This window comes from Duganella sp. SG902 (assembly GCF_013376005.1).
Classification (GTDB): domain Bacteria; phylum Pseudomonadota; class Gammaproteobacteria; order Burkholderiales; family Burkholderiaceae_D; genus Rugamonas.
Genome location: NZ_JABMJK010000020.1, coordinates 40,987 through 66,275, shown reverse-complemented (window position 1 = coordinate 66,275; position 25,289 = coordinate 40,987). Strand labels below are relative to the sequence as shown.

At 63.7% G+C, this 25,289-nt stretch carries 19 protein-coding genes and 1 riboswitch; of the genes, 3 read left to right on the top strand and 16 right to left on the bottom strand.

The window, feature by feature from the left end; all coding sequences use genetic code 11:
* Nucleotides 1-3 precede the first annotated feature (3 nt).
* Genes FHW83_RS27505 through FHW83_RS27485 form a run of 5 tightly spaced genes read right to left on the bottom strand, consistent with a single transcriptional unit; the run spans nt 4 to nt 5,236 of the window.
* Nucleotides 4-984 (bottom strand): family 43 glycosylhydrolase, encoded by a 981-nt coding sequence (locus FHW83_RS27505; protein ID WP_176649556.1) that lies wholly within the window; start codon nt 982-984, stop codon nt 4-6.
* Between the two features lie 19 nt (nt 985-1,003).
* Nucleotides 1,004-1,888 (bottom strand): carbohydrate ABC transporter permease, encoded by an 885-nt coding sequence (locus FHW83_RS27500; protein WP_176649555.1) that lies wholly within the window; start codon nt 1,886-1,888, stop codon nt 1,004-1,006.
* A complete protein-coding gene (locus tag FHW83_RS27495; protein WP_176649554.1) occupies nt 1,885-2,955 on the bottom strand; it encodes a carbohydrate ABC transporter permease in 1,071 nt (356 codons plus the stop codon). Before FHW83_RS27495 ends, FHW83_RS27500 begins: the two co-directional genes overlap by 4 nt.
* Complete coding sequence (locus FHW83_RS27490) at nt 2,952-4,214, bottom strand: extracellular solute-binding protein (protein WP_176649553.1); 1,263 nt, start codon at nt 4,212-4,214, stop codon at nt 2,952-2,954. Before FHW83_RS27490 ends, FHW83_RS27495 begins: the two co-directional genes overlap by 4 nt.
* A complete protein-coding gene (locus FHW83_RS27485; RefSeq protein WP_176649552.1) occupies nt 4,211-5,236 on the bottom strand; it encodes a LacI family DNA-binding transcriptional regulator in 1,026 nt (341 codons plus the stop codon). Before FHW83_RS27485 ends, FHW83_RS27490 begins: the two co-directional genes overlap by 4 nt.
* A 197-nt stretch (nt 5,237-5,433) precedes the next feature.
* Here FHW83_RS27485 and FHW83_RS27480 point away from each other — a divergent pair, with 197 nt between their 5' ends.
* From FHW83_RS27480 to FHW83_RS27470, 3 genes are all read left to right on the top strand, one after another.
* Nucleotides 5,434-5,733 carry a type II toxin-antitoxin system Phd/YefM family antitoxin gene (locus FHW83_RS27480; RefSeq protein ID WP_176649551.1) on the top strand — a complete coding sequence of 100 codons (300 nt, stop codon included), beginning with the start codon at nt 5,434-5,436 and terminating at the stop codon, nt 5,731-5,733.
* The gene (locus FHW83_RS27475) at nt 5,708-5,971 is read left to right on the top strand and encodes a Txe/YoeB family addiction module toxin (protein WP_176649550.1); all 264 of its coding nucleotides are present in this window, start codon (nt 5,708-5,710) and stop codon (nt 5,969-5,971) included. The genes FHW83_RS27480 and FHW83_RS27475 overlap by 26 nt, the downstream gene beginning before the upstream one ends.
* 191 nt (nt 5,972-6,162) lie before the next feature.
* A complete protein-coding gene (locus FHW83_RS27470) occupies nt 6,163-9,096 on the top strand; it encodes a triple tyrosine motif-containing protein (protein WP_176649549.1) in 2,934 nt (977 codons plus the stop codon).
* A 6-nt stretch (nt 9,097-9,102) separates the two neighbouring features.
* Here the strand turns inward: FHW83_RS27470 and FHW83_RS27465 are convergent, their stop codons facing one another.
* The 11 genes from FHW83_RS27465 to FHW83_RS27415 form a co-directional block, all read right to left on the bottom strand.
* Entirely contained in the window at nt 9,103-9,711 is a 609-nt protein-coding gene (locus tag FHW83_RS27465; protein ID WP_176649548.1) for a pyridoxamine 5'-phosphate oxidase family protein, read from the bottom strand.
* 10 nt (nt 9,712-9,721) lie between these two features.
* Nucleotides 9,722-10,402, bottom strand: coding sequence for an isochorismatase family protein (locus FHW83_RS27460; RefSeq protein ID WP_176649547.1), 681 nt, complete (start codon nt 10,400-10,402; stop codon nt 9,722-9,724).
* Nucleotides 10,403-10,414: 12 nt separating this feature from the next.
* Nucleotides 10,415-11,260, bottom strand: coding sequence for an alpha/beta fold hydrolase (locus tag FHW83_RS27455; protein ID WP_176649546.1), 846 nt, complete (start codon nt 11,258-11,260; stop codon nt 10,415-10,417).
* On the bottom strand, nt 11,257-12,237 hold the full coding sequence (locus tag FHW83_RS27450) for an alpha/beta fold hydrolase (RefSeq protein ID WP_176649545.1): 981 nt from the start codon (nt 12,235-12,237) through the stop codon (nt 11,257-11,259). The genes FHW83_RS27455 and FHW83_RS27450 overlap by 4 nt, the downstream gene beginning before the upstream one ends.
* A gap of 240 nt (nt 12,238-12,477) precedes the next feature.
* Nucleotides 12,478-13,113 carry a response regulator transcription factor gene (locus tag FHW83_RS27445; protein WP_176649544.1) on the bottom strand — a complete coding sequence of 212 codons (636 nt, stop codon included), beginning with the start codon at nt 13,111-13,113 and terminating at the stop codon, nt 12,478-12,480.
* Nucleotides 13,114-13,184: 71 nt separating this feature from the next.
* Entirely contained in the window at nt 13,185-14,687 is a 1,503-nt protein-coding gene (locus FHW83_RS27440) for a PepSY domain-containing protein (RefSeq protein ID WP_176649543.1), read from the bottom strand.
* Nucleotides 14,675-16,675 carry a TonB-dependent siderophore receptor gene (locus tag FHW83_RS27435; RefSeq protein ID WP_176649542.1) on the bottom strand — a complete coding sequence of 667 codons (2,001 nt, stop codon included), beginning with the start codon at nt 16,673-16,675 and terminating at the stop codon, nt 14,675-14,677. The genes FHW83_RS27440 and FHW83_RS27435 overlap by 13 nt, the downstream gene beginning before the upstream one ends.
* Nucleotides 16,676-16,944: 269 nt before the next feature.
* Nucleotides 16,945-17,163, bottom strand: a riboswitch (cobalamin riboswitch).
* A 69-nt stretch (nt 17,164-17,232) separates the two neighbouring features.
* Nucleotides 17,233-19,173 (bottom strand): beta-L-arabinofuranosidase domain-containing protein, encoded by a 1,941-nt coding sequence (locus tag FHW83_RS27430; RefSeq protein WP_176649541.1) that lies wholly within the window; start codon nt 19,171-19,173, stop codon nt 17,233-17,235.
* A 2-nt stretch (nt 19,174-19,175) separates the two neighbouring features.
* The gene (locus tag FHW83_RS27425) at nt 19,176-20,006 is read right to left on the bottom strand and encodes a PHB depolymerase family esterase (protein ID WP_218106468.1); all 831 of its coding nucleotides are present in this window, start codon (nt 20,004-20,006) and stop codon (nt 19,176-19,178) included.
* Between the two features lie 111 nt (nt 20,007-20,117).
* A complete protein-coding gene (locus FHW83_RS27420; protein WP_176649540.1) occupies nt 20,118-23,018 on the bottom strand; it encodes a TonB-dependent receptor domain-containing protein in 2,901 nt (966 codons plus the stop codon).
* Nucleotides 23,019-23,138: 120 nt separating this feature from the next.
* Nucleotides 23,139-25,238, bottom strand: coding sequence for an EAL domain-containing protein (locus tag FHW83_RS27415; protein ID WP_176649539.1), 2,100 nt, complete (start codon nt 25,236-25,238; stop codon nt 23,139-23,141).
* Nucleotides 25,239-25,289: the final 51 nt, after the last annotated feature.

Here is a 25,289-nt window from a genome sequence, read left to right as displayed (position 1 = left end):
TTGTTATTGTCCATCGTTGTCATTTTCAGCCAAAAAATAGCGGCCTTGCTCCAGGCGGAGCGGAATCGGATCGCAGATCTGGCCGACGAACTGGCCGTCGCCGCCGGTATCCTCAAACGCCATCAGGCAGTCGTGGCCAGTCACCGGATCGCGCAGGATTTTACCGGCGTAGCGGCGGCATGGTATGTCGCCGTCGAGGAATCCGGGCGCGGGCTGCCACGGTCCCAGTGGATGATCCGCCACCAGATAGTGGGTGCCCGAGACGCCGCCGTCATGGCGCGCGCGCATGGCTTCCGACCAGTGCGGCGCGACGTTGCAGAACACGCAGTACCAGCGGCCATCTCGCTCGAACACTTGCGGCACTTCCAGCTGGCCGTAGTGGCCGCCCTGGTAGACCGGCGCGGTGGCGTTCCAGTGCACCAGGTCCGGCGATACCGCGTGGCCGATCACGCCGCGCTCGTACAGCGGGCCATCGTTGCGGCGCGCGGTGTAGAACATATGGTACTGGCCGTCGATCTTCTCCGGCAGCACCCACGGGTCGCGCAGCGCGCGGTCATGCCAGCGGCCTTCCGCATGCTCTTCGTAAAACCGCTCGTCGAGATCCAGCGCCAGGCCGCTGCCGACGCGCGTCCACGGACCATTGAGGCTGTCGGAGGTCGCGTGGCCGATGCGCTGGCGCAGGCCGTTTTCAGCGCGGCTGGTGCCCGTGTAGAACAGGTGGTAGCGCCCCTCCGCCTTGATGACCGACCCGGTCCAGGTGGTGAAGTCGTCCCACGCCGGCGAGGCCGACGGGCCGAAGGTCGTGCCCAGCGGCGTCCAGTGGCGCAGGTCGGTCGACACCGCGTGGCCGATCGAGACGTTCCAGTGACGCAGGTCCGGGTTGCCGATGGCGCGGTCCGCCTGCAGGAAGAACAGGTGCTGCTCGCCCGCCTCCTCAAAGTGCCAGAAGTCCCAGATGTATTTGTCGTTCAGTTTAAGCGTCATAGCCAGTCATGTTCCAAGGTTAGCCCTTGATGCCGGTGCCGGCCACCGAGGCGACAAACTGCCGCTGGAAGACCAGGAACACCGTCAGCACGGGAAGTGTGATCACCGATGCGTAGGCCATGATCTGCCCCCACGAATTGGTGCGTCCGAAAAATTGTTGTATGCCCGGCTGCACCGGCCGGAACGCCTCGCCCTGGATCACCATGATCGGCCACAGATACTGGTTCCAGGCGGAGATGAACAGCACGATGGCGGCGGTGGCGATCACCGGGCCGCTGTTCGGCATGATGATGCGGGCGTACACGGTCCATGGCCCGGCGCCGTCCATCTTGGCCGCCTCGTCCAGCTCCGGCGGGATGTCGCGGAAGAACTGGTAGAACAGGAACACGCAGAAGGCGTTGGCCAGGAAGGGGATCACCTGCACGTGCAGGCTGTTGAACCAGCCGCTGTGCAGCACCAGCTGACCATGCTCCAGCGCCGGCCACGGCAGGCGCGCCACCAGCGACAGCAGCGGAATCGCGATCACCTCGAACGGCACGATCACCATGGCCACCACCAGCGCCAGCGCCAGTTGCCGTCCGCGCCAGCGCATGCGGGCGATGGCGTAGGCCAGCATGCTGTTGACGATGACGCCGCCGACCACGATCAGGCTGGCGATCAGCGTCGAGTTCAGCAGGAACGATGGCAGATCGCTTTTTTCAAACACGGCGCTGTAGTTGCGCAGCGACCAGCCGGCGCCCGGCAGATAGGCTGACCAGCTGCTCAAGTTGGCGAAGATCGCCGCGTCGTCCTTGAACGACGAGATAAACATGAACAGCAATGGCGCGATGAACACCACGCCGATGGCGCTCATCAGGATCAGCAGCGCGCCGCCGCGCAGGCGTTCCCGCAGCTTGGTTTTCATTTGCCCTCTCCTTTCGCTACCAGCACGCGCTGCAACGCCGACAGCGCCAGCACGATGACGAAGAACACCAGCGTGATCGTCGAGCCGTAACCGACGTCCTGCTCCCTGAAGCCGCTGCGCACCGCGTTGTACACCACCGTGGTGGTGGAATCGAGCGGCCCGCCCGAGGTCATCACGTCGACCTGCGTGAACAGGCCGAACGCCAGCAGCGTGGTCGACACCAGCACGAAGATGATGGTGTTGCGCAGCCCCGGCAAGGTGACGTGCACGAAGCGCTGCCAGGCGTTGGCGCCCATCAGCGTGGCCGCCTCGTACAGCTCAGGCGAGATCGACTGCAGGCCGGCCAGGAACACCAGCATCTGGAAACCCGCGCCCTGCCAGGCCGACATCAAGGCGATGGCCGGCAAGGCATAGTGGCTGTCGCCCAGCCAGTCCGGTCCGGCATTGGGGTCGTTCAGCAGGCTGCGCAGCAACTCATTCAGCATGCCGCGATCGGTGTTGAGCATGAAGGCCCAGACGATCGAGGCCACCACCATCGAGGTCACCACCGGGGCGAAATACACGGTGCGGAAAAACACCCGCCCCCTCACCTTCTGATTGACCAGGATGGCCAGTCCCAGCGCCACGCCGCACTGCAAGGGCAGCACCAGCAGCGCGAACAGGAAGGTGTTGATCAGCGAGCGGTAGAACAAGGGATCGCTGGCGGCCAGCACCACGCGCGCGTCGCCCACGTCCAGCGAGAATGCGACGCGGTAGCCCTCCAGCGCCGGCCGCTCCTTGCGCACCTGGCGCCAGGTGGGGAAACGCACGCCGTCCTCGTCCCGCGCCAGCGCGCCCTGGCTGTCGCGCAGCGGTTCGATGACCGCCACCTTGAGCGCCAACAGCCGCTGGTAGTTATCCAGGCCGACGTAGCGGGTGGGCTCCGGCGACATCAGCCGGTGGTTGGTGAACGTGGCGCCGGCCGCCAGCAACATCGGCAGCGCGACGAACAGCATGAACAGCAATAGTGCCGGCGAGGCGAACGCCGCCACCGCGAGTGGATGGTCCTGACCCAGTTTGATCTTCATAAGCCCTCTCCCGGCGCGCCGAAGCCGTAGCCGTTGTTGCGCGTGATGTTGCGTTCCGTCGCCTCCACCGCTTCGTCCAGCGCCTCCGCCGGATCCTTGCCGCTGCGCATGTCGACCATGGCTTTCTCGAACGCCGCCGACATCGCGGGATAAGCCGGGGTGGCCGGCCGCGGCACCGCGTAGCGTTTGGCGAATTCAAAGTAGATGCGCCAGTCGCCGCCCGGCCGATAGTGTTCGGTCAATGCCGCGCTCTCGGCGCTGACCGGCACCAGGCCGGTGTCGCGCGAGGCCGCCGCCATCTCCGGCGTCGAGATCAAGAAAGCCAGATACGCGGCCGCCCCATCGGGATGCTGGCAGCTGCGGGTAATGCCCCACTGCCAGGAAGCGGCGCCGATCTTCGGACCGTGGCCGAAATCCGGCGGCGGCATCACCACCAGGTCGTCGCCGAATTGCGCGCTGTAGTCGCGCGCCTTCCAGGAGCCGGTGTAGTGAAACAGCGTGCGGCCCTGCTCGAACGCGCGGTCGTCGGCCGGATTGCGTTCCACCAGCTTGTCCTTGAACAGTCTGCCGTAATAGCGGCCCACCTCCAGCGCGGCGTCGCTGTTGAGCACACCGTCGGCCCGCAAATACGTGGCGCGGTCGATCAGGTCGGCGCCGGCGCTTTGCAGCCAGGGCGCGAACGCGTAGCTATACCACTCGCCCTTGAACCGCCCGTTCAGGTCGAGCGGGAACCTGTAACGGCCGCTTTGCCGGGCTTTCAGCAGGATGTCGTGGAATTCCGCCGCCGTATATGGCCGGTCGATGGTGGCGACGCGCACGCCCAGCGCGGCCAGTTGGGAGCGGCGCGCGAACAGCGCCAGCACGACGTCGAACTGGCCGACGCTATACAGCCGCCCCTTGTAGGTGCCGCGCCCGCCTTCAAGCAGGGGCGCCACCGCCGCTGCCGGCAGCAACTGGTCCAGCGCCCGAACATGGCCGGCCCAGGCGAAGTTGGGCACGGTCGGCTGATCCATCGCGATGATGCATGGCAGTTGCCCGACCATCGAGGCGGCGGTGATCGACTCGGTGTACGAGCCTTGCGGAATCGCCTCGATGCGGATCCGCCAGCGCTGCTGTGAACGGTTGAAACGCTCGGCGGCGGCTTTGCCGGCGCTCATCTCGGCGTCGCCGGTGTCGTGCCGCCACAGCTTGATCTCCACCGGCGCGGCCAGTACCGGCGCGGCCAGCGCCGCCAGCAGCATCCATGACAAGCGCCTCATGGCTTCACCTTCTTCGGCGGCGCCGCCACCGTGCCGCGTATGACCGGAACACACGGCACGCGCACGGTGGCGGCCGGCTGGGTGGCCGGGTCGAGCACATGGCGGCCGGCCAGCTCGCCGATCTCGCGGTAGGGCAACGCCACCGTCGTCAGGCCGGGATCGAGCGCCTCGGAGATCAGCCGGAAATCGTCGAAGCCGACGATCGACACATCGGCCGGCACCCGCAGGCCGCGCCGCTGCAGAATAAAAATCACGCGCATGGCCATCTTGTCGTTGCCGCACAGGATGGCGGTGGGCCGGTCGGCGTTGTCGAACAGCCGCCCCACCGATTCGGCCAGATGCGAAAACTCATCGGCCTCCCCCGCTTCCGCGCCGTGGAGCAGCCACGCGGGATTGGGCGTCACGCCGTGCTCGCGCAGCGCCCGCCGCACCCCGCGCATGCGCAGTCCGGTCGCCACCATGCCCGGTATCAGTTGCAGGAAAGCGATCTTGCGGTGGCCCGCTTGCAGCACGATTTGCGCCGCGGCGTAGCCGCCGCCCTCATCATCCGGCACCGCCTGCAGATAGCGGTTCGCGCCCTCGAAACAGTTGGCCAGCGCGGTGGGCGTGCCGCCCAGCGCCGCGGTCAGCTCGACCTGGCGATGAAACGGCGTCGCGAACAGCATGGCCTCGACGCGGCGTTCCCGCATGTCGGCCACCAGTCGCTCGGCGACGTCGGCGCTGCCGCCGGTCTCGCCGATCAGCAGCACCTTGCCCATTTGTTCGCACACCTGCTGAATGCCCTTGATGATCTCCGTGGAGTCAGGCGTGGTGGTCAACTGCTCGGCGATGACCGCCACCAGGCCTGTCGGGCGCCCGCGCAGCATGCGCGCCGCCGCCGAGGGTGTAAATTCCAGCGCGCGCATCGCCTGCTCGATGCGGGTGCGCGTCTTTTCGGACACCTCGGTACCGCCGTTTAACACCCGCGACACCGTCTTGATCGACACGCCCGCCTTTTCAGCGACATCATGAATTGTTGCCACTCCGTCTCCCGCCACCGTTTTTCTGTTGAATTCGCTTTGCTGGACACAAAATGTCCAACGTTGTCATTTTTCGAGATGATAAACAGGCCATGGTCGCCCGTCAACCAAATTATGCAGCGCGTGGTTTGCGCCCCCACCATTTAGAGGCATACTGTCACTTGTACGACTAAAAGTACAAAAATGAAAGGAGTAACGACATGAGAATCGTCAACTTTTCTGATGCCCGCAACAGCCTGCGAGCCGTCATCGATCAAGTGGTTGAGGATGCCGACGTCACCATCATCTCGCGCAGAGACGCGCCGGACGCCGTAATCATGTCCCTCGATCATTACAACAGTCTGATTGAAACCGTGCATTTGCTGAGTTCGCCCGCAAACGCGGCGCATTTGGCCAAATCCCTTTCCCAAGCTCGCGCAGGTCAAGCCCAACCTCGGGAGTTAGTGAATGTTTCCGGCGCGGAGGACCCGCAAAATGCTCAGCTTAAAGTTCACGGATGAGGCCTGGGATAGCTATCTCTTCTGGCAAACTCAGGACAAAAAGACACTTAGGCGCATCAATGACTTGATCCTGGCGGCCAGAAGAGATCCCTTTGAAGGTATTGGAAAACCTGAGGCATTAAAACATAGCCTTAGTGGTTGCTGGTCACGACGCATAGATGAAACCAATCGGCTCGTCTATGAAGTTCAAAATGACGAATTAATCATCATTTCTTGCCGCTACCACTATCGAGATTGAAAACGGAAGCCACCAGCTCGCCTGCCCCACGCCGCAGGCATTGCCCATCAGCACCAGCGGGCCTACCTGGATTTATCATTCTCACTCGATTATTAAATGCTGTCTTTTCCGACTATGCTTTCACGTCTCCGCGCACCAGCAACATGAGGTCACGTTCAAAAAAAATACTGAACGTCTGGGCTGGCACCTCAATGGTACTGATGGCATTTTTCCAGCCCGCCAAATCGGCTGTTGAGCCGATGCCGTTCTGGAAGTCAAGCCCGTTCCACCAGGCCTGGAGCAACCGTGACGGGGCGCCGTCCGACGCCAGCGCCATGCTGCAGGACCGAACTGGCATGCTCTGGTTTGGCGCCGTCAACGGACTGTTCCGGTTTGACGGTGTCCGTTTCGAGCGCATGGATGACATCGCCGGTCACCGCTTATTGTCTCCCAATGTGTACTCGCTGGCCTTGTTTGGTGACGCGCTATGGGTGGGCTACGAACATGGCGGCATCTCGGTGTTTGACCGTGGCACGGTACGGCACTACCGCGAAGCGGAAGGCGTGCCGCCAAGTGCCATCTCACGGTTCGGAAAAACCAGCGACGGAACGATGTGGTTTTCCAGTGCTTCCGGGATTTATTGGTTGGACGGCGCCCGTTGGCGACAGGTGTCGCCGGCCGATGGCTTACCCGCCGGCGACCAGCCTCATCTCAACATTTTGCATGACGGCAGTCTGTTGGTAACGCACCTTACGGGCGTCTATCGCAATCTCCCCGGCACGCATAGATTCCGGCGCGTCAGCGACTTTGGCAGTATGCAGCCCAGTCAGTTGCTGGCGGACGGCAAAGTCCTCATATTTAGATTCGGCATGCCGCCGCGTTTATATGATCCCACGACGGACAGCGTCACGGTGCCTACCCTGCCCGCCACGGTTGCCACGCCTTATAGCGTGCACCGTGATCGCCGCAACGCATGGTGGATCGGTCAGGGGGACGGTCTGCACCTGTACAGTCCCGGCTTACAACTGAAGAGGCAATTTCTCGCACCGCACGATTTCAGCGCCGTCCGCGTCTACCGGCCGCCGCTTGAAGACCGCGAAGGCAACTTGTGGTTTATCACCGAGAACGGCGTTGACCGGATTCGGGAAACCCGTCTTCTTCCGCAGGACATGCCTGCGGGGAGCACAGATTTCAGTATCATGCCAGGCCCCGACGGCGAAGTCTGGATCAGCAGCCATTCGTCGAAGGACCCGATCTCGCCGCCAACCTTTGCCACCGCGGCCGATGGCCGGCGTATCGCCAGTGATATGTATTCCGCCACCGCTGGCGCGCGCGCACCGGATGGCACGCTGTGGTTCGGCGATCCTCATTGGCTGTGGCGCAGGCGAGACGGCAAGGTACGGCTTTGGCCATACCCGCCGAGGTTGCAAGACCAGGCAACGCAGGCTCTCGCGGTGGCGGCCGATGGTTCGCTGTGGGTGTCGATCGCACAACGCGGCGTCTATACCTTCAACAATGGTGTGTGGGATGCGGGTGGTGGCCATGCGGCGTTGGCGGAACGTACCGCGTTATCGCTTCATTCCGACGCCCAAGAACGGCTTTGGTTCGGCTACACCAACAATAGAATGGCCATGCTACAGCACGGCAAGATCCAGCAGTTCGATTCCTCCGATGGCCTGACGGTTGGCAACGTGCTGGCCATGTTCAGCCGGCGCGGCACCCTGTGGGTCGGTGGCGACCAAGGCCTGGCATATTTTCACCGGGGGCGTTTTGTCGCGATCAAGGATAGCTCCGGCCGCCCCTTTTCCGGCGTTTCCGGCCTCGTCCAGACGGCGCAAGGCGAACTGTGGATGCATTGCTCCGACGGTTTGGTCCGCATCGATGCGGCCCAGCTCGCCGCCGCACGGAACGGCGCCGACAAGGTCTCGGTCCAACACTTCGACTATCTGGACGGCTATACCGGCGCGGCCCAGCAACTGCGCCCGCTGAACACCTTGATCGAGGCGGACGACGGCCGCCTGTGGTACGCCACCTCAAGCAGCGTCGGCCTGATCGATCCGCGCCAGATCAGCCGCAATCGGGTTGCGCCCACACCGCTCGTCACCTGGCTGCACACAGACCGCCAGCGCTATCGCGCCGCAAACGGCATAGAACTCCCCCGGCACACCCAGAACCTGCATATCGATTTTACCGCCGCCGTATTGTCGATTCCTGAACGGGCGCGTTTTCGCACCCGGCTAATCGGCCAGGATCATGAGTGGCGCGACGCCGGCGGCTTACGGCAAACTTTCTATACCAACCTTGGTCCTGGCCATTACCGCTTCGAAGTGATGGCCGCCAATGAGGACGGCGTCTGGAGCGATGCGCCCGCCAGCTTGAGTTTCTACATTGCGCCAGCGTTTTACCAGACCATGTGGTTCAAGCTGCTGTGCGCCAGCATGCTGGCCGGGGGGCTCTACCTGCTATACCTGCGGCGGCTGGAGCAAATGACCGCGCGCGCGATCGAGCGCCTGCGCACGCGCATCGATGAACGAGAGCGCATTGCACGGACCCTGCACGACACCTTCCTGCAAAGCGTGCTGAGCCTGAGTCTTCGCTTCCACAGTATCAAGGCGGATTTGCCGAAAGATGACGCTGTCCAGCAAAAGATCGACGATGCGCTGGACGCGGCGGACGCCGTGGTGGAGGAAGGCCGCGAGGAACTGATGGAGTTGCGCGTTAATCATCTCTACCGCGACGATCTTGCGTCGGCGCTGAGAACGTTTGGTGACAATGCCGCCCTGCCCTATGGTGTGGAATGCTTGCTGGAAGAGGAAGGCGCACGCCGTCAGCTGCAGGTCCATGTGCAAGAAGAATTGTTCCCCATCGCCAAGGAGGCGATCAGCAATGCGCTGCGCCACTCTGGCACTAAAGTGCTGGTTGTGAAACTGTGCTATGGCGCCACGATGTTCTCAATGGAAGTCCGCGACCAGGGCAAAGGGCTGGACGACACGGTAAGAAAAACAGGACGACGGGAACGGCATTGGGGTATTACCGGCATGCGCGAGCGCGCTGCCCGGATCAACGCCAAGCTGGCGATCCACAGCACGCCAGGTGTGGGCACCAGCGTGGTCGTCACCTTGCCGGGCCGGCTAGCCTATGAATAAGGCAGTTCAGGCGTGCCGCAACGCGGCATTCTCCCGCTCCAGTTGTGCAATACGCTCGCGTAAGGGATCGACCACGGTGGCGATCTGGGACTCTGTGTAGCGCCGTGTAATGTGCTGCGGGCAGTTCCAGTCGAAGGCCTGCAGCCGCAGCCTGAAGATCCGCTCCGGCACCGCTCCGTAGTCCGGGTCCAGCACGCGTTCGGCCAGTTGCGGGTCGGCGTCCAGCGCCAGCTTTTCAACGTGGACGTAAATCTTCAGCCTGGCGCGGCGCGGATAGTCGACCATGATGATACAGGCGCGGTCGTTGGCCTTGAAATTGCCAGTGCTGATGTACTGCCGGTTGCCACGGTAATCGGCGAAGGCCAGGGTCTGGTCGTCAACCATTTTCACGAACCCGGCTGGTCCGCCGCGATGCTGGACGTAGGGCCAGCCGGTTTCCGACACGGAGGCCAGGTACAGCGTATCCTGCCGCGCGATGAAGGCCTCCTCCTGATCGGTGAAGCGATCGAAGTCGCGGTGCCCCGTGAAATCGGCCCAGAGGTGATCCGCGCCCATCTCGGCCTGCGCGGCGCGTACCGCCGGCGTGCGCGCCACATCCATGAATCCGTATGTCATGACCAACTCCTTAAACCCTGTCCCTGGCGGCCTGCTGCGCCCGTGCGTAGCTCTCCATCACCGCCGCATAATTTGGCGCCGCCAGCGCATACAGCTGCGCGAGGTCGGCTGCCTCCGGGCGCGCCCAGGTGCGGTGCATTTCCGACAGCAACGCGTTGCTGCTGGTCGGCTTGACGCCGCCCTGCACGAAGCGCGCCAGCGATACGCGCGACGCCATCTCGCTCGGGTCGCCGGAGGCGTCGATGACGGCATAGACGTCGTAGCCGGCCGCCACCGCGTCTAGCGCGGGGAACATCACGCACACGCTGGTCCAGACGCCCGCCATCACCAGCGTTTTGCGGCCGGTCGCGCGCACCTGGGCGACGAAGTCCTCGTTGTCCCAGGCGTTGACTTCGCCTTTGCGGGGCACGTAGACCGCATGCGGCGCCAGCTCGTGAATTTCCGGCATCAGCGGACCGTTGCTGCCGGCCGGTTCCGAGGCGGTGGTGATGACCGGAATCTTCAGCAAGGTGCACAGCCGGGCGATCATGGCCACATTGCGCCGCAGGTCAGCGACCGGAATATCCTTGACGGTCTGGAACAGGCCGGACTGATGATCGAGCAGCAGCACTTGGGTGTCCGCCGGGTCCAGCAGGCGCGCGCCGCCGCCGGTTGCCAGCACGCTGGTCTTTGCCGTTGAAGTGGTTTGCATGGTAGTTCTCCTTTATTTGAGGAATTGTCGGATCAGCGGCACCATTTCGTCCGTCTTGTCTTCCAGCGCGAAATGGCCAGTATCGAGGTGGTGCAGCTCGGCCCGCGGCAAATCGCGCAGGAAGGCTTGCGCGCCTTCGGGCAGGAAGATCGGATCGTTGACACCCCATAAGATCAGCGCGGGCGGTTGAAACACCCGGAAGTAGTCATGGAAGGCCGGATACAGCGCGACATTGGTGCGGTAGTCGTACATGATGGCCAGCTGGATTTCGTCGTTGCCGGGGCGGTCGAGGAAAAACTGGTCGTGTATCCAGGCGGCCGGATCGATTCTGGTCTCGTCCTTCACCCCTGCCAGATACTGGAAACGGGTGGCGTCCAGCTTGAGGAAAGGCCGCATGGCGTCCCGGTTGGCCGCGCTGTTGTCCTCCCACAGCGCGCGCGTGGTGGCCCAGAAGTCGCCCATGCCGGCTTCGTAGGCATTACCGTTCTGAATGATAAGGGCCGACACGCGTTCAGGATGCAGCAGCGCCAGGCGCAAGCCGACCGGCGCGCCGTAATCCATCACATACAGCGCGTAACTTTCGGCGCCCAACTGCGCCAGCAGTTGATCGACGATGTCCGCGAAGGCCGCAAAGCTGTACGGGAAATCCGCCAGCGGCGGCATGTCCGACAGGCCGAAGCCTGGCAGGTCGGGCGCAATCACGCGATACCGGTCAGCCAGCGCCGGGATCAGGTGGCGGAACATGTGCGACGAACTGGGGAAGCCATGCAGCAGGACCACCACCGGTGCGTCGGCCGGCCCGGCCTCGCGGTAAAACAGCGTGAGGCCGGCCACCTGCGCCGTGCGATGGTGGGTCATTTCGCATCCTTGCAGAGCTTGCGGTCGAGGAAGTTGTGGATCAGCGGCGCCATCACGTGCAGTTGGTCTTCCAACGCAAAGTGGCCGCTGTCGAGGATGTGCATTTCAGCCTTGGGCAGGTCGCGCAGATAGGGGTGCGCGCCGGCTTCCGGGAAGATCTTGTCATTCTTGCCCCATACGATCAGGGTGGGCGGCTGGACCTTGCGGAAGAAGGCCTGGAAGTCCGGATACAGCGGCAGATTGGTGCCGTAATCGAGGAACAGGTCGAGCTGGATCTCGCGGTTGCCCGGACGGTCCAGCAACGCCTGGTCGATGATCCAGTTGTCAGGACTGATGCGGGAAACGTCGCTCATGCCGTCCGTGTACTGGAACTTGGTGATCGGCAGCGTCACCAGGTTGCCGATGGCTTCGCGGTGCGCCTGCGAGCCGTCCGCCCAGTAGGCTTTGATCGGGTCCCAGAAGGCGCCCAGGCCCTCGGTGTAGGCATTGCCATTCTGGATAATCAGCGTCTGCACGCGTTCAGGATGCTTGATCGCCATGCGGTAACCGACCGGCGCGCCATAGTCCATCATGTACATGCTGTATTTCTTGACACCCAGCGCTACGGTCAGCTTGTCGGTGATGTCGGCGAAATTGGCGAAGGTGTATTTGAACTGGGCGCGGTCCGGCGAGTCGCTCTGGCCAAAGCCGGGGTAATCCGGTGCGATCACATGGTAGCGGTCGGCCAGCAGCGGGATCAGGTTGCGGAACATATGGGACGAGGTCGGGAAGCCATGCAACAGCAGCAGCACCGGCGCATTGGCCGGTCCGGCCTCGCGGTAGAAGACATTGATGCCGTCGATATTCGCCGTCTTGTAGTGAATCACCGGCACCGCCTGCGCGGCCCTGCCCTGCGCTGGTTTGGAACAGGCTTGCTCGGCGAACGCCGGGGCGGCCGACATCAGGAAAACCAGGGCCAACAATTTAAGTGTGTTCATCAATCCTCCGAAAAGCTACCTTGAATGACGCGGTGTTAGCGGCCTGAGGTAGTGAGCAGGCCACATTCGATGGGAGCCGCTTTCATAGGATCAGCTTGCCTGATTTTTTTGCCGCCGAGCGATGCCGGAGAAAAGATGACGCCGCGCTTTCCCCCCGAACAGGGGGAGCGGCGGTGCTGACCGCGCGACGCTACCTCGATCGAGGTAGTGTGGTCTGCTACTCTATGCAGAGGTGCGTCGTCAGAGGCTGAGGATGCCCCGCTCCAGCGCGATCATTACCGCGTGGGTCCGATCACGCGCCCCGAGCTTGAGCAGGATGCTGCTCATATAGCCCTTGACCGTTTCGCTGGACAGCCCCAGCGCCACAGCGATCATCGGATTGGAATTGCCGCGCGCAACCAGCTTGAGCACGTCGACCTCGCGTGGGGTGATGGCGTTGCCGTTGCGCGTCTCCGCTAGCGCGTACACCAGCGATGGTGGGATGCAGCGCCCGCCGGTGTGGACGCTGCGTAGCGTGTCCAGCAGGTTTTTGCGTACCGTGCTCTTGTAGATGAACCCGACCGCGCCCGCCTTGATGGCGCGAGTCGCGTGCACGTCGCCCTCCAGCGTGGTCAGGACGACAATGCGCGCGGCCGGGAATTCCGCGCGGATGGCGGTGATGGCGTCGATGCCGCTCATGTCCGGCAACTGCAAGTCCATCAACGTAATGGCCGGACGCGTCTGGCGATACAGCGCGACCGCCTCGGCGCCGCTGCCGGCCTGGCCGACCAGGTACAGATCGGGTTCGACGTTGATGACGCTGGCGATGCCCTGTTGGAACAGCGGGTGGTCGTCCACGGTCAGGATCGAGATCGGTAGCGGATGGATCAGATTCATCGAAATCAACGTAACGCGGAGGGTGGCAGAGGAACACCAGCCTACAACAGGACTAATTTGGTATCAATACCTCAGATGCGCGATACCGCCGCGCCGGCGTTGTTGCCCGGCCGGCGCTTCCGGAGCCGCCGCCAACCCAGCACCAGACCGGTCGCACTCAGCATCGCGCCCAGCACGCAGAGCGACGCCACCATGATGTCCCATGCCGGCCGCGCACGCACCATGGCCGCGAAATCGAGTTGGTGCAACCCGTTGAACAGCCAGCGGTTCCACTTGCTGTTGCTGTCCGCGTAGCCGGCCAATAGCCCCTGGGCCGGGTCCACGTAGAATGTCGCTTCATCGGTCAGCTTGAACCGCACGCGGAGCACGGGGAATGCCGCTTCCGCGTGGTGGCTGTAGTAATAGCTGTCTCCGGTGCCGAGCATTTCCGCCGCCAGCAAGGGCACATCCGGTCGCGTCGCCCGCACCGCATGCAGCAGCGTTTGCTCGGGAATCGAGGTCACCACGAGGCCGCTGGCCGCGTCGAACAGCCTGCGCCGCATGCGATCGAATGCGCTCAAGTAGAGCCTGCCATCCACCCGCCGCCACTCCAGCTCCAGCAATCCCGTATGCGTTCGAACCAGCTCCGCGACTGACAGCGACAGGTCCTTGGGCTCCAGCGGGCCGCCGGCAAACGCCAGCCGGTCCTTGTCTGTCACGCCCGGCGAGGACAGCCAGTCGAACGGCGTGACGGACAGCCAGCCACTGAACAGCCAAGTCAGCGTCAGTGTCCCCATTCCCAGGCCCAGCCAATGATGCCACGCCTGCCAGCCGCGATAAGGTGAGCGCCGCCCACCCGCGTATCGCCGGCGCAGCCGCACACGCTGGATACCCAGCACCATGCCCAGCATGACCAGCAGGAAAGCCGCGCCGGAACTCCACATCACCACCTGCCGCCACGGTTGCCCATGCGTGCGCAATGGCGTGAAATAAATCCAGTGGATCACGGACCCGGCCCAATTCCAGGCGCGCTCGCTGCGCGTGGTGTCACGCACCAGCTCACCGGTGCGGCCCGACACGTACAGCACACTGCCTGCCGCATCGACAGCTGCCACGCGGTACAGCGGCCGGTGTTCCTTCACACGGCCGAAGGTCCACTGGTCCAGATCGACAACATCGACCGACATCGCCCTGGCGCCGGGCGCCGCGCTGCCGGCGGAGGCCTTGGCTATCGTCCCGGTCACCTGTAGCGCCGCGCCATTGTCGGCCCACACCGACGTCCACCTGCCATCGACCTTGAAATGATAGGCCGGACGGCCGGCAACGCTGTTGAGCCGCACCACGCCTGGAATACCCGGCTCACCGCTCGCCTGCCACGCGTCCCAGGCGCTCAGCTTGATCTGAGAGGCGTCGAGCGGCATCAGCCATTGCATGCGCTCCTGTTCGCTCAGCGACGGATACGGGACATACATCATCACGATGCCGGAGCCAAACCACAGCAGCACCAGCAAGCCGAGCACGATGCCCAGCCAGCGATGCCATAAGTGCAGTTGGCGCTTCCATGAGCCCATTGCCTGCGCCATCAATAACGCCATTGCACCGTCAACTCGGCGTGACGACGATCACCCAGCAGGTACTGGCTGTCGCTGTACGAGGTGGCGGCGTACAGCTTGTCGGTCAGGTTGCGCAGGTTGAGCTGCACCACGACATTGCGGTTGACATTCCAGCCCAGCGAGACATCCAGCGTGGTGTAGGCCGGCAGCACCTGCGTGTTGCCGTTGTCGATGAAGCGCGCGCCGACATAACGCGCGCCCAGCGCGCCGCGCCAGCCGTCGCGGCGGTAATTGAGCCACAAGTTGGCCGATACCTTCGGCACGTCGGCCGGACGATTGCCGGCACGCGACACGTTGCCGCTTTCGATAAGCTGGTCGAACTGGGCGTCGGTGTACGCCGCATTCGCTTCCAGTCGCCATGCTTGCGCCAGTGTCACGCTGGCGGTCGCTTCCGCACCGCGCGACGATTGCGAGCCGCCCTGGATCGACAGCGCCGGATTGGACGGGTCACGCGTGATGATGTCGTCCTTGCCGATGTGGTACAACGCCGCCGTCCATTCCACCTTGCCGTTGGCCAGCGACTGCTTGACGCCAGTCTCGACCTGGCGCGAACTGGTCAGCTTGTAGCGGCTGTTGGCCAGGTTCAGCGACAGCAAGCTGACGACCGGGTCGCTACCACTGCTGACCTGGCCGTACAGCGAGGTATCGCTGGCCAGCTTCCACGTCAGGCCGAGGCGCACCGCGTTCGAATGCAGCCTGGAAGTAAAGCCAGCCGCGCCCAGCAGGCTGACCCGCCCGACCTTGTATTGGTCGTGACGCACGCCGCCCAGCAGCAGCAGGCTATCGGCAACGCTGTACGCATCTTCAACATACAGCGCGTTGGTGGTGGTGTCGGTCCTGAAGTTGGGTTTGACCGGATCCGGACTATCGAACACGCCCGGGTTAAAGCCGGTCGGCGTCACGGTGGACGAGCCGCCGTATGGCGAATTATTGTTGTGCTGGAAGTTGATGCTGGCCACCTCCCAGCCGGCGACGACGCGGTTGGCGCCGGCGTTCCAGCGCGCTTCCAGCCGATTGCCGGTCTGCTCCTGGCGGTGCTGGATGGCGATGTAGTCGCTGCGCTCGACCACGTTGGCTTGCGTGTCGTAATAATAGTATTCGGCGTTGCGCCAGTTACGGCGCGCCTTCATGTACGCCAGCTCATTGCTGATGGTCAGCGCGGGCGTCACACGCCAGGTCAGCCGGGCGATGGCCTTGTCGTCATTGAACGAGATGTCGGCATCGCCGACGTCGTAGTTCTGGTCGCGCAGTTCGCGCGAGATATGGCCGTTGACCAGCGGCGTGCCAAAGTAACGCTGCGGCTTCTGCTCCAGGTGATCGAGCGACATGTCGAGGTCGAGGTCCGCCGTCAGCGCATAGGTCATGCTGGTCAGGATCTTGCCGTGGCGGGACTCGCCGCGATCAATGAAACCGTCGCTGCGATCGGCATAGGCATCGATGCGGAACGCCCCCTTCTCCCCCAGTGCGCCGGTGGCGCCGACGCCGCCGCGCAGCGCCTTGCCGCCGCCGTAGCCAGCCATCGCTTCGAAGGAGCTGGCGCGCGAAGGCGCCTTGCGCACGGCGTTGATGGTGGCGCCGGTGGTGCCGCTGCCGTAGACGATGGAACCCGGACCGCGCAGCACTTCGATGTACTCATAACCCCACGGATCGGACGGATAAGTGGCCGTGCCCGACCCGACCTGAGGCCGCTGACCGTTCTCCAGCATCGCCACCGAGCCGTTGCCGCTGAAACCGCGCGCGGAATAGGCCACGCCATTGCCAGGCGAGCTGATGTCGGTCAGGCCGGTGGTACGCGTGACGGCGTCCTTCACCAGCAAATCGCCGCGCGCCTGCATGGTGTCGGCGCTGAGCGATTCGGCGCTGGCCGGCAGTTCCTGCGCTGTCAGGTTCAAACGGCTGGCCGTGGCGCTCTGGCGGGCCAATCCCAGTCCTTCATGCGATGCATCGCCCTGCACAGTCACTGTGGGCATGATCTCGGCTTGCTGAGCCCACGCCCCCGGGGCGCACAGCAGTGCGACGGCGGCGACGATGGGACGCATGGAAGTGGAATAAGCGTGGCAGGACTGGATCATGCGGGAATCTCTCGAGAAAGTGAATGCCCGACGCGCCCGCACACCAGCCGGCCCTGCGCGCACCGTGCGCGCAGGGCGAACGGAACGCGCACGAGGACGGTGTGCGAGTGCTTCAAGGGCAACGGAAAACGATGAACATATCTCTGGCAAAGCCACACCCCGGGCTTTACGCATGCATCGTGACTGGCCGGTCTTCTGGCTCGCCGTCATCCTTCCCTGATCCTGCCTTCCCGCGCAATGCGCAGTGGCGTTCGATCAGAGTCGTCAGGCTTACAGCAGCGGGGGCTGCGCCGGACTGGCGCGAAATGAAAATCTCGCGCGTCACCGGCTTCCCGTTTCACCCTTCGGCTGACAAGCAGAAGGGCACCATTCACGTATTGGTGCGCATTTTACATGCAAGAACCGCCATTGTCACACCATTCATGGTGCGAACGCAAAAAGGACGCTATCACGATTCAGCTATCCGACGGCGTGTCTTTGCGAAGGCGCCAATAAACGGCATAGCGTTGATGGTGCAAGTCAAATAAAGGACGAACGACAATTCCGTCCACCGGACCGGCGTCCTTCATCTTGAACGCGCACGGATCACCGGGGAGCGGAACGAGCCAGTCGGCAGGATCGTCGGACTTGCTGACGATATCGGGCACCGGTGCCGGCGCGAGCTTCAGGTAAGCATCCTTGTCACCCACGTCGCTGACAGGCATATTGCCCCTGCCAAGTTCTCCGGCCAGCAATACGGGACCGTGGAACATGGAGACCATCGACGAGTCGTCCCGGGCTCGCTCCAGCCGCAGCCCAGCCGGCAACGCAAGCTCGACCACGTCACCGGCCTTCCATTGCCGCCTTAGCGCGATATAGCTAGCGGGGCTGGCTTTCACACTTTGCGGCTTCTCGTTGATCTTTACCGTCACCGGTTTGGCCACCCATGCCGGGACGCGCAAATGGAGCGTGACGGCGGCGGCGCCCGGTTCGATCACCGTCAGGCGCGCCGGCTCGCCGCGCGTGATGTCCCCTTGCTGCCGCCAAATCATCCCGGTTTCCCGCCAATTGAGCTCGGACGGGATATACAGGTTCACCCACAGCGCATCATCATTGCGGAAGTAAATCCCTTCGTTGTAGCGCGCGGTGTTTTCAATACCGCTGCCGGTACAGCAAAAGCTGCCGTTGAGATAGGTGCGAAAGTCCCCGTGGAACGGCGTGAAGTAGGTCGTGGCGCCAGAATCCGGCGCCACCGACGCCAACACATGGTTGTACAAGGCACGCTCGTAGTAATCAGCAAGCTCCGCCCGACGATGACGCTCGAACAGCCTGGCGGTCAGCTTGAGCATGTTGTAGGTGTTACACGTCTCGGCGGTGGTCGGCGGCAATACCTTCTGATCATCGATGGACGGGCCGACCTCCGCGCCGGGCTGATCGAACCACTCGTTAACCGAGGTGCCACCATTGGTGAACGAATGCTTATGCACAACCAGCCGCCAGAAGTTCTCGGACGCCTTCAGTTCCTCCGGATTGCCGTTGACGTTCGCGCAATTCGCCAAGCCCACCACTTGTGCGATGTGCGTGTTGGCATGCAGGCCGCCCAGCCTGTCCTCACCCTCGGCGAGCGGGCCGAAAAACCATGCGCGATTGAACATGCGAGCGGCTTCAAGGCGGCGCGGATCCTGATCGATTTTGAAAAGCTCCGTCAGCACATCACTCATCGCACCAAATTCGTTTTGGGGATTGCGGCTGGCGTCAGTGCGGAACATCCGTTCAATCTGTGCGGCATTCAGCGCGGCAAGCCGTTTGCCAAAGTAGTCCGCCATGCCAGTGAGCAGCTCGAGTGCCTGCTTGTTGCCGACATACGCATGGGCATCAAGCAGGCCCGACATGATCTTCTGGATCGTGTAATAAGGCACGCCAATGCCCCCGGCATCGACGCCGGGCTTGCCTTCAAGCTGGTCGAAAGCGGCCGTGGAAAAGGCGCTCAGGTAACCATCAAGATTCAAGGCTTGTTGGCATCTGGAGAGCTCGCGCACGACATAGTTGACCCTTTCGCGAAAAAGCACGCTTCCCGTAGCCGCCGCCATGCGCGAGGCGGCGGACAAATAGTGCCCTGTCATATGCCCGCGAAGAAATCCACTGTCCCAGCCGTCGTAACCGCTCTCGATGCCCGCTCTCTGGGGAAGCTTGGCCAAAGCGCGGTAGGGGTAAAGCAGCCTGTCGGGATCATAAGACGCGAGCACACCTTTGCGATGCAGCTCCTGCCTTACGTAAAACGGACTTCCCGGCAGCAAGCGCACCTGATCTGCCAGGAAGGCGCGCGCCCGCAACGGTTGTCCGGGATCGCTGGCGGCGCAATACACCGGCAGCGCCGCGAGGGTGGCCTTGAGCATCGAACGGCGCGTGAAGGACATGGTTACTGGAACCGATCAAAGAATGCCTTGGACTCCTGCGCCGAGAAACCAGGATACCAGTGGCCGCCGGTCTCCGTGCCGCACCACATCACGGGCTTGCCGCTGTCGCAGCCCTGGTACTCGACGCAGCCGTTACTCCCCACCGACACGGTGGCGGCACTACAACTATTACGCTTAAGGAAAAGATCGCGCGCCTCCATCCCCGCCGAGTAAGGCACGGTGTTATCGTCTTTGGCGTGGATGAACATGGCCGCCACCTTGTGGGAAGAACTGCCACAGCCGCTCCAGAGCGCACCGGCCATCGGCACGATCGCACGCACCACGTCGCCCATCTGGCATCCGATGGCGTTGGACATCATGCCGCCGAAGCTGAAGCCGGTGGCGAAAACACGCCGGGTGTCGGTGCACGCGCCCTGCTGTACCTCGCCGATCATGGCGCGCAAGAAGCGAATGTCGCGGTCGCCGGTGTTCGCCCACCCCTTATCCAGGCCCTGCGGGGCGACGAAGATGGCATTGGCGCCATACAAATTCTTCAGGCCGAAAAAACCGCTCCAACCGTAAACATCGGCCGCGCTGCCGTCACGCCAGTGCAGCCCGATGATCACCGGATAGGTCTTGTTGCGGTCGTAAGCGGCCGGCATCTCGACCCAGTAGCTGCGCTGGACACCGTCGCTGACGAGCGTGCGCATGCCGGTGGTCAGCCTGGCTGCGCCGCCACAGCCGGCGGCGCTCGCCACCGGCGGGAGGGCGGGTGTTGACGTACCGGTGGCGCCCGTCCCTCCTCCGCAGGCAATGAGCGTGGCGAAAAGCAACGCGACCCATGCATGTTTCATATCGTCTCCTCGGTTTTTAAGCTTGATTCTAATTGCCGAGATCACAACTGTGGCTTATGTTTTTTGCCAATAGCCGATATGATTTTTGAAGAGAAATTGGTAGTACCCTACCTAGCGGAACTTGTATTCCGCTGTCACACGCACCATGCGGCCCTCGACGTCGGCATAGTTCTGCGGGACGATGCCGCCACCGCCGCTGTTGAATTCGCGCAGGTCCAGCGGCGGCCGGCGATTGGTAAGGTTGCGCACATACATCGACAGCGTCAGGTTCTTGATGCCGGTGTAGCTGACGTTATAGTCCAGCCGCTCGTAGGCCTTGACCTGGCACTCGTCGGCGCTCCACTTAAGCGACGCGCAGCCGGCCTGGGTGTAGATGTCGTCGTAGTAATCGCCGTTGAGCGCGGTTTTGCTGTTGTACACCAGGCGTAGCCCGTTGTTGACCTTGCCGGTCTGCAGGTTCGCGCTCAGGTTGGCCACCATTTTCGAATAACCGTAGCGGCCCGCCAGGTTGTCGCCATAGTTGTTCAGCGTCGCGCTGAAGTACTTGAGATCGAGCAGGTAGGTCGCGTTCAGGCCCAAGTCCAGGCGGCCGTAGCGAGTGTCGATGCGCGCGTTGCCGCCGAGGTCGAGGCCGCTGGTCTTGGTGCGCGAGACGTTCTCGAACATGCCGGTGGTCGACAGCAGCGGGCCGGCCGTCACGCCGTACTTCGCTTGCTCGGCCGGGCTGAAGGTCTTGTCTTGCGACAGCGGCGCACGGTTGATCACGCCGGGCGGCTGGTCCGCTTCCGCCGCCAGCAAGTCATCGGTGCTCTTGGAGCGGATCTCATCCTTGCGTTCGATGCGCCAGTAGTCGAGCGACACGGTGCTGCCCTTGAGCGGCTCGAACACCATGCCCACGGTGGCGCTGCGGGTGGTTTCCGGCTTCAGGTTGGGATTGTTGCGCACGATGCTGGCCACGCCCTGGGCGCACTCGTTGCCCTCGACGGTGTCGGCGCGCGCCAGCAGCAGGGCCTGGTTGGGATCGGTGGCCGCCAGCGCGTTGGCCACGCCGCGCAGGTCGGTGGCCAGCGCCTGGGCTTTACTGCAGCGCTTGGGATCGTTGATGCCGGAGGCGAACGCGAACTTGGTCGATTGCGCGCTTTCAGTCAGGTTGGGCGCGCGGAAGCCGCCTTCGAACGTGCCGCGCAACAGCAGCGCCGGCGTCACCTCCCAGCGCGCGGCAAGCTTGGGCGAGACGTGGGTCTGGAAGCCCGGGAATTTATCGACGCGGGCGGCGCCCACCAGTTCCAGCGCCTTGGTCACCGGCAGGTTGACTTCAGCAAACGCGGCCTCGGTGCTGCGGCTGGCGTCCGCCGAGACGTCGCCGTAGCTGACGATATCGCCGCTGGCCAGATTGGCGGTCGGCGTGATCTTGAATTTTTCATGGCGCAGTTCCGCACCCAGCGCCAGCCCGATGCCGCGCTCGCCGATCTTGCCAATTTCACCGCTGATCTTGCCGTCGACGAAGTACTGCGTGATCCTGCCGTCGTAACCCTGTTCGGGGAACAGCTGGCGCAGCACGGCGGCCGAATTGACCTGGCCCAGTTTATAGCCGTGATTGAAGAAGTTGGGGTCGGCGGCGGTGTACTGGCAGTAACCCGGGAAGTTGGCTTCGCAGTTAGGATCACCGGCCAGTGTCTTGGTGTAATCCCCGACCAGCGCCTTGAAACCGCTGTCGCTGAGCGAACCGTTGATGCGGGTCTTGCTGGCGCCTCCCATCACACCGGCGGCGGTGTCCCAGTCCCATTTGCCGCCCAGTTGCCCGCGCGCGCCCGCCAGCAGGCGGTACTGGTCGCTGTCGTTCGGGTTGCCGACCGGCGCGTCGGCGTAGCGGTAGCGCAGTTCCAGCGGCGCGCCGGTGGTGTTGAACGGCGAATCCGGCGACAGGAAGCGGTAGCCGAAGGTTCTGCCCTGGTTGCTGCGCGGATCGCCCCAGGTGGCGTCGGACAGGGTCGAGCCATACGTGCCGGCCGCGTAGGAATAGGTGGTACTGGTTTTCGAGTACAGCAGCTCGGAATACGCCTCGATGCCGTGTCCCAGGTCCAGCGTGCCCGAGACCAGGGCGTTGACGCGCTCGGCCTTGGGCACCGCTTCGAAATGCGCATAACGGTCGTACATGCACAGGCCCGCCGCGTTGAGCGTCCCGCAGCCGGCGACCGGCCCCTGGCCGATCAGGTTGCCGGGATAGGAATAGGTCGACGGCACGCCGCGGTTGCCGAACATTTGGCCGCTGCCGGGCGCGACGCCGGAGAATTTCTGGCCGTAGGCAGGATTGATATCGTCCAGCACATCGCGCCAGATCACGTTGTCGCGCTTGAACAATTCGACGTTGGCCAGCACGTTGTAGCCATCCTTGCTGTAGTCGCCGAAGCCGGCGGTGAGATGGGCGGTGCGGGTCTTGAACTGTTCGTTGGCGACCGATTGGTCCCAGCTGCCGCCCGCCGTAACCCCTTGGTAGTCGCTGCGGGTGATGATGTTGATCACGCCGGCCACGGCGTCGGAGCCATAGATCGCCGAGCCGCCGTTGCGCAGCACTTCGATGCGGTCGATGGCGTCGAACGGCAAAGCGTCGAGGTTAGTGAACACCTCGTTGTAGTCGGCCAGCGCGTACGGCGCCACACGGCGCGAGTTCAGCAGCACCAAGGTGGATTGCTTGCCGAGGTTGCGCAGCGAGGCCGAGGAAGCGCCGCTGGCGAAGGAATTGGAGCCGCCGATGTCGGACAAATCGCCGCTGGACGAGGTCAGCGAGTTGATCGCTTCACGCACCGAATTGACGCCGAGGCGGGCGATATCGACACGGCGCAGAACCTGCACCGGCGTCGCGGTTTCGGTTTCGACGCGCTTGATGTTGGACCCGGTGACCACCACTTTTTCAATTGGCTTGGCACTGTCGTCCTGGGCCAGCACGATCTGGGACGATGCCAGCGTCAAGGCGACGGCAATCACGCTGGTTTTTAAAGCGATCTTGTTCATTCAAACTCCCTCAAAAGCGTATTTATTGTTGGATTGTGTCTTTCGAAATGCTGAATCAGCATACGCAGCGGGCGCCAGGGCCAACATAAGGCCGGCCTTAAACTTGCCTAAGGAAATCTGCTAGCGGGGTAAGGAAAAATGCGACCGGGCCGGCATGCCCGCCGCCAGCAGGTAGCGCGCGCACTCGTCCGCCGGCAGCGGCTGGCTGTACAGGTAACCCTGGAACACGTCGCAGCCGAGCGCGGCCAACGCATCGCGCTGGGCCGCGCTTTCCACGAACTCGGCGACCACCTCGACCTGGCGCGCCTGGCCCAGTGCCGCCACCGTCTGGATGATGTCGCGGCTGATGGGATTGGTCAGCACGTCGCGCGTCAGCGAGCCATCCATCTTGATGGCGTGGATCTGGAAACGGCGCATATGCAGCAGGGAGGAATAGCCCATGCCGAAGTCGTCCATCGCCAGCGTGACCCCCATGTCGACGATGGCGGCCAGGTTGCGGTCCACCACCTGATGCAGCGAGATGGCCTGGCTCTCGGTGATTTCGAGCTGGATTTCGCAGGGATGCAGGTGGTAGCGCTTCAGGCAGCGCGCCAGCAGCAACGGCAATTCCGGCGCGTCGAGCTGGAGCGGTGAAACATTAATCGCCATCACGATATACCCCAGCCCGAGCTGGTTCCAGCGCGCCTTGCAGGCGCAGGCCTCTTCCAGCACCCAGGCCCCGAGGCGGCCGATGAGGCCACTCTCCTCGGCCAGGCTGACGGTAGCGTCGGCGCGCACCGGGCCGTAACGTGCGTGCCTCCAGCGCAACAGCGCCTCCACCCCGACGGCGACGCCCTGGCGGTCATGTTTGGGCTGGAACGCCAGCGTCACCGCCGGGGTGCCGATGTCGCGGCTCAAGGTGGCCAGCAGGCCGCGCGCGATCAGACCGGCCTGGCCAGGGAGCGCCATCAGCCGCAAATGCGGCTGGGCCGGCGCGACAATCGCCTGAATGGTGGTCTCGAACGCCGCGCTCTGCTTGCGCACCCGCCGCGCCTCGGCGCGCCGCACAAACGGCAGGTAGATCAGGGTGCTGATCAGCAGGCCGCATACTTGCAGCGCCGGGCCGCGCCAGGAGTCGCTGACCAGGTAACCTGACAACAGCATCGGCGTGGCCCACGGCACGCCGACATCGTGCACGACCAGCAGGCCGCCATGCACCGCCGCCGCCGCCAGCAGAGTCAGCAGCAGCGGCACCAGCAGGAACGGCAATAGGAACAGCGGATTGAGCGCCAACGGCAGGCCAAACACCAGCAGTTCGCTGATATTGAAGGCCGAGGGCAGCAGCGACAGCATCGCCAGGCGGCGCAACGGTCCCTCGCGCACCTCGATCAGCAAGGCCAGCACCAAACCCAAGGTGGCGCCCGCGCCACCCGGCAAACCGAAGGCGTTGATCAGGGGACGCCAGTTGGCCTCCGGCAGATAGGCGGCGCTGGTCACGCCGAACAGCGACCGGCTCAGTTGGTCCAGGATCTCGTTGCCGGGGATGCCGACAAACCACAATAGATGGTTGAGCAGCACGGCACCGCTATTGAGCAGCCACTCGTGCCGCAACCACGGCGCCAGGGACCGCGACCAACCGCACAGGCCGTCCAGCAATAGCGGCGCCAGCACCGCCCACAAACTGGCCGCCAGCAGCACCAACAACGCCAGCAGCGCCACCGGCACCGTCATGCATACCGCATGGTGGAACATCGGCTCGCAGTCGTAGTCGGGCGCCGCCCGGCACAGCGTGGCCAGCGGCAGTAGAAGTTCAGCGGTCGCCAGCCCGATCAGCATGCCCTGCAGCAGGGCATGGTAGCCCAGGCTCAGCGCGGCCGGGCCGCCGGTCACGCTCATCCACAGCACGAAGTTGACCAGGGCCGCCATCGCGACCCAGGCCTGCGGCAACGCTTCGCTGTCGGCGTCATGCGCCAGCCTGCGCGCCAGCCGCACGCTGACGATCACCGCCAGCGCCAGGCCAAACATGCCGTAGCTGGCACTCATCACTTGCTGCGCCGCGCCCTGCCCGCCGCCGCCGAGCAGGCGCGCCAGCCAGCCCTGCGCCGCTGGAAACGGCAGGTTCACCAGCAAGGTCGCCGTTACCCCCAGCAGCGTGAGCGGCAACAGCAGCATGAAACTATCGCGCACCGTGACCACCCACAGCGCCAACCGGGCCGCCGGCCTGGCCAGCCATGCGGACACCGCTCGTCCCCAGGCGACAGCAGTGATCGCGCGCCGCCGGGGCCGGCAAGT

Bases quoted from the DNA above. Each gene is read 5' to 3' on its own strand.
- FHW83_RS27505 (WP_176649556.1), bottom strand. From the start codon at position 984: ATGACGCTTAAACTGAACGACAAATACATCTGGGACTTCTGGCACTTT.
- FHW83_RS27500 (WP_176649555.1), bottom strand. From the start codon at position 1,888: ATGAAAACCAAGCTGCGGGAACGCCTGCGCGGCGGCGCGCTGCTGATC.
- FHW83_RS27495 (WP_176649554.1), bottom strand. From the start codon at position 2,955: ATGAAGATCAAACTGGGTCAGGACCATCCACTCGCGGTGGCGGCGTTC.
- FHW83_RS27490 (WP_176649553.1), bottom strand. From the start codon at position 4,214: ATGAGGCGCTTGTCATGGATGCTGCTGGCGGCGCTGGCCGCGCCGGTA.
- FHW83_RS27480 (WP_176649551.1), top strand. From the start codon at position 5,434: ATGAGAATCGTCAACTTTTCTGATGCCCGCAACAGCCTGCGAGCCGTC.
- FHW83_RS27475 (WP_176649550.1), top strand. From the start codon at position 5,708: ATGCTCAGCTTAAAGTTCACGGATGAGGCCTGGGATAGCTATCTCTTC.
- FHW83_RS27470 (WP_176649549.1), top strand. From the start codon at position 6,163: ATGGTACTGATGGCATTTTTCCAGCCCGCCAAATCGGCTGTTGAGCCG.
- FHW83_RS27465 (WP_176649548.1), bottom strand. From the start codon at position 9,711: ATGACATACGGATTCATGGATGTGGCGCGCACGCCGGCGGTACGCGCC.
- FHW83_RS27460 (WP_176649547.1), bottom strand. From the start codon at position 10,402: ATGCAAACCACTTCAACGGCAAAGACCAGCGTGCTGGCAACCGGCGGC.
- FHW83_RS27455 (WP_176649546.1), bottom strand. From the start codon at position 11,260: ATGACCCACCATCGCACGGCGCAGGTGGCCGGCCTCACGCTGTTTTAC.
- FHW83_RS27450 (WP_176649545.1), bottom strand. From the start codon at position 12,237: ATGAACACACTTAAATTGTTGGCCCTGGTTTTCCTGATGTCGGCCGCC.
- FHW83_RS27445 (WP_176649544.1), bottom strand. From the start codon at position 13,113: ATGAATCTGATCCATCCGCTACCGATCTCGATCCTGACCGTGGACGAC.
- FHW83_RS27440 (WP_176649543.1), bottom strand. From the start codon at position 14,687: ATGGCGTTATTGATGGCGCAGGCAATGGGCTCATGGAAGCGCCAACTG.
- FHW83_RS27435 (WP_176649542.1), bottom strand. From the start codon at position 16,675: ATGCCCACAGTGACTGTGCAGGGCGATGCATCGCATGAAGGACTGGGA.
- FHW83_RS27430 (WP_176649541.1), bottom strand. From the start codon at position 19,173: ATGTCCTTCACGCGCCGTTCGATGCTCAAGGCCACCCTCGCGGCGCTG.
- FHW83_RS27425 (WP_218106468.1), bottom strand. From the start codon at position 20,006: ATGAAACATGCATGGGTCGCGTTGCTTTTCGCCACGCTCATTGCCTGC.
- FHW83_RS27420 (WP_176649540.1), bottom strand. From the start codon at position 23,018: ATGAACAAGATCGCTTTAAAAACCAGCGTGATTGCCGTCGCCTTGACG.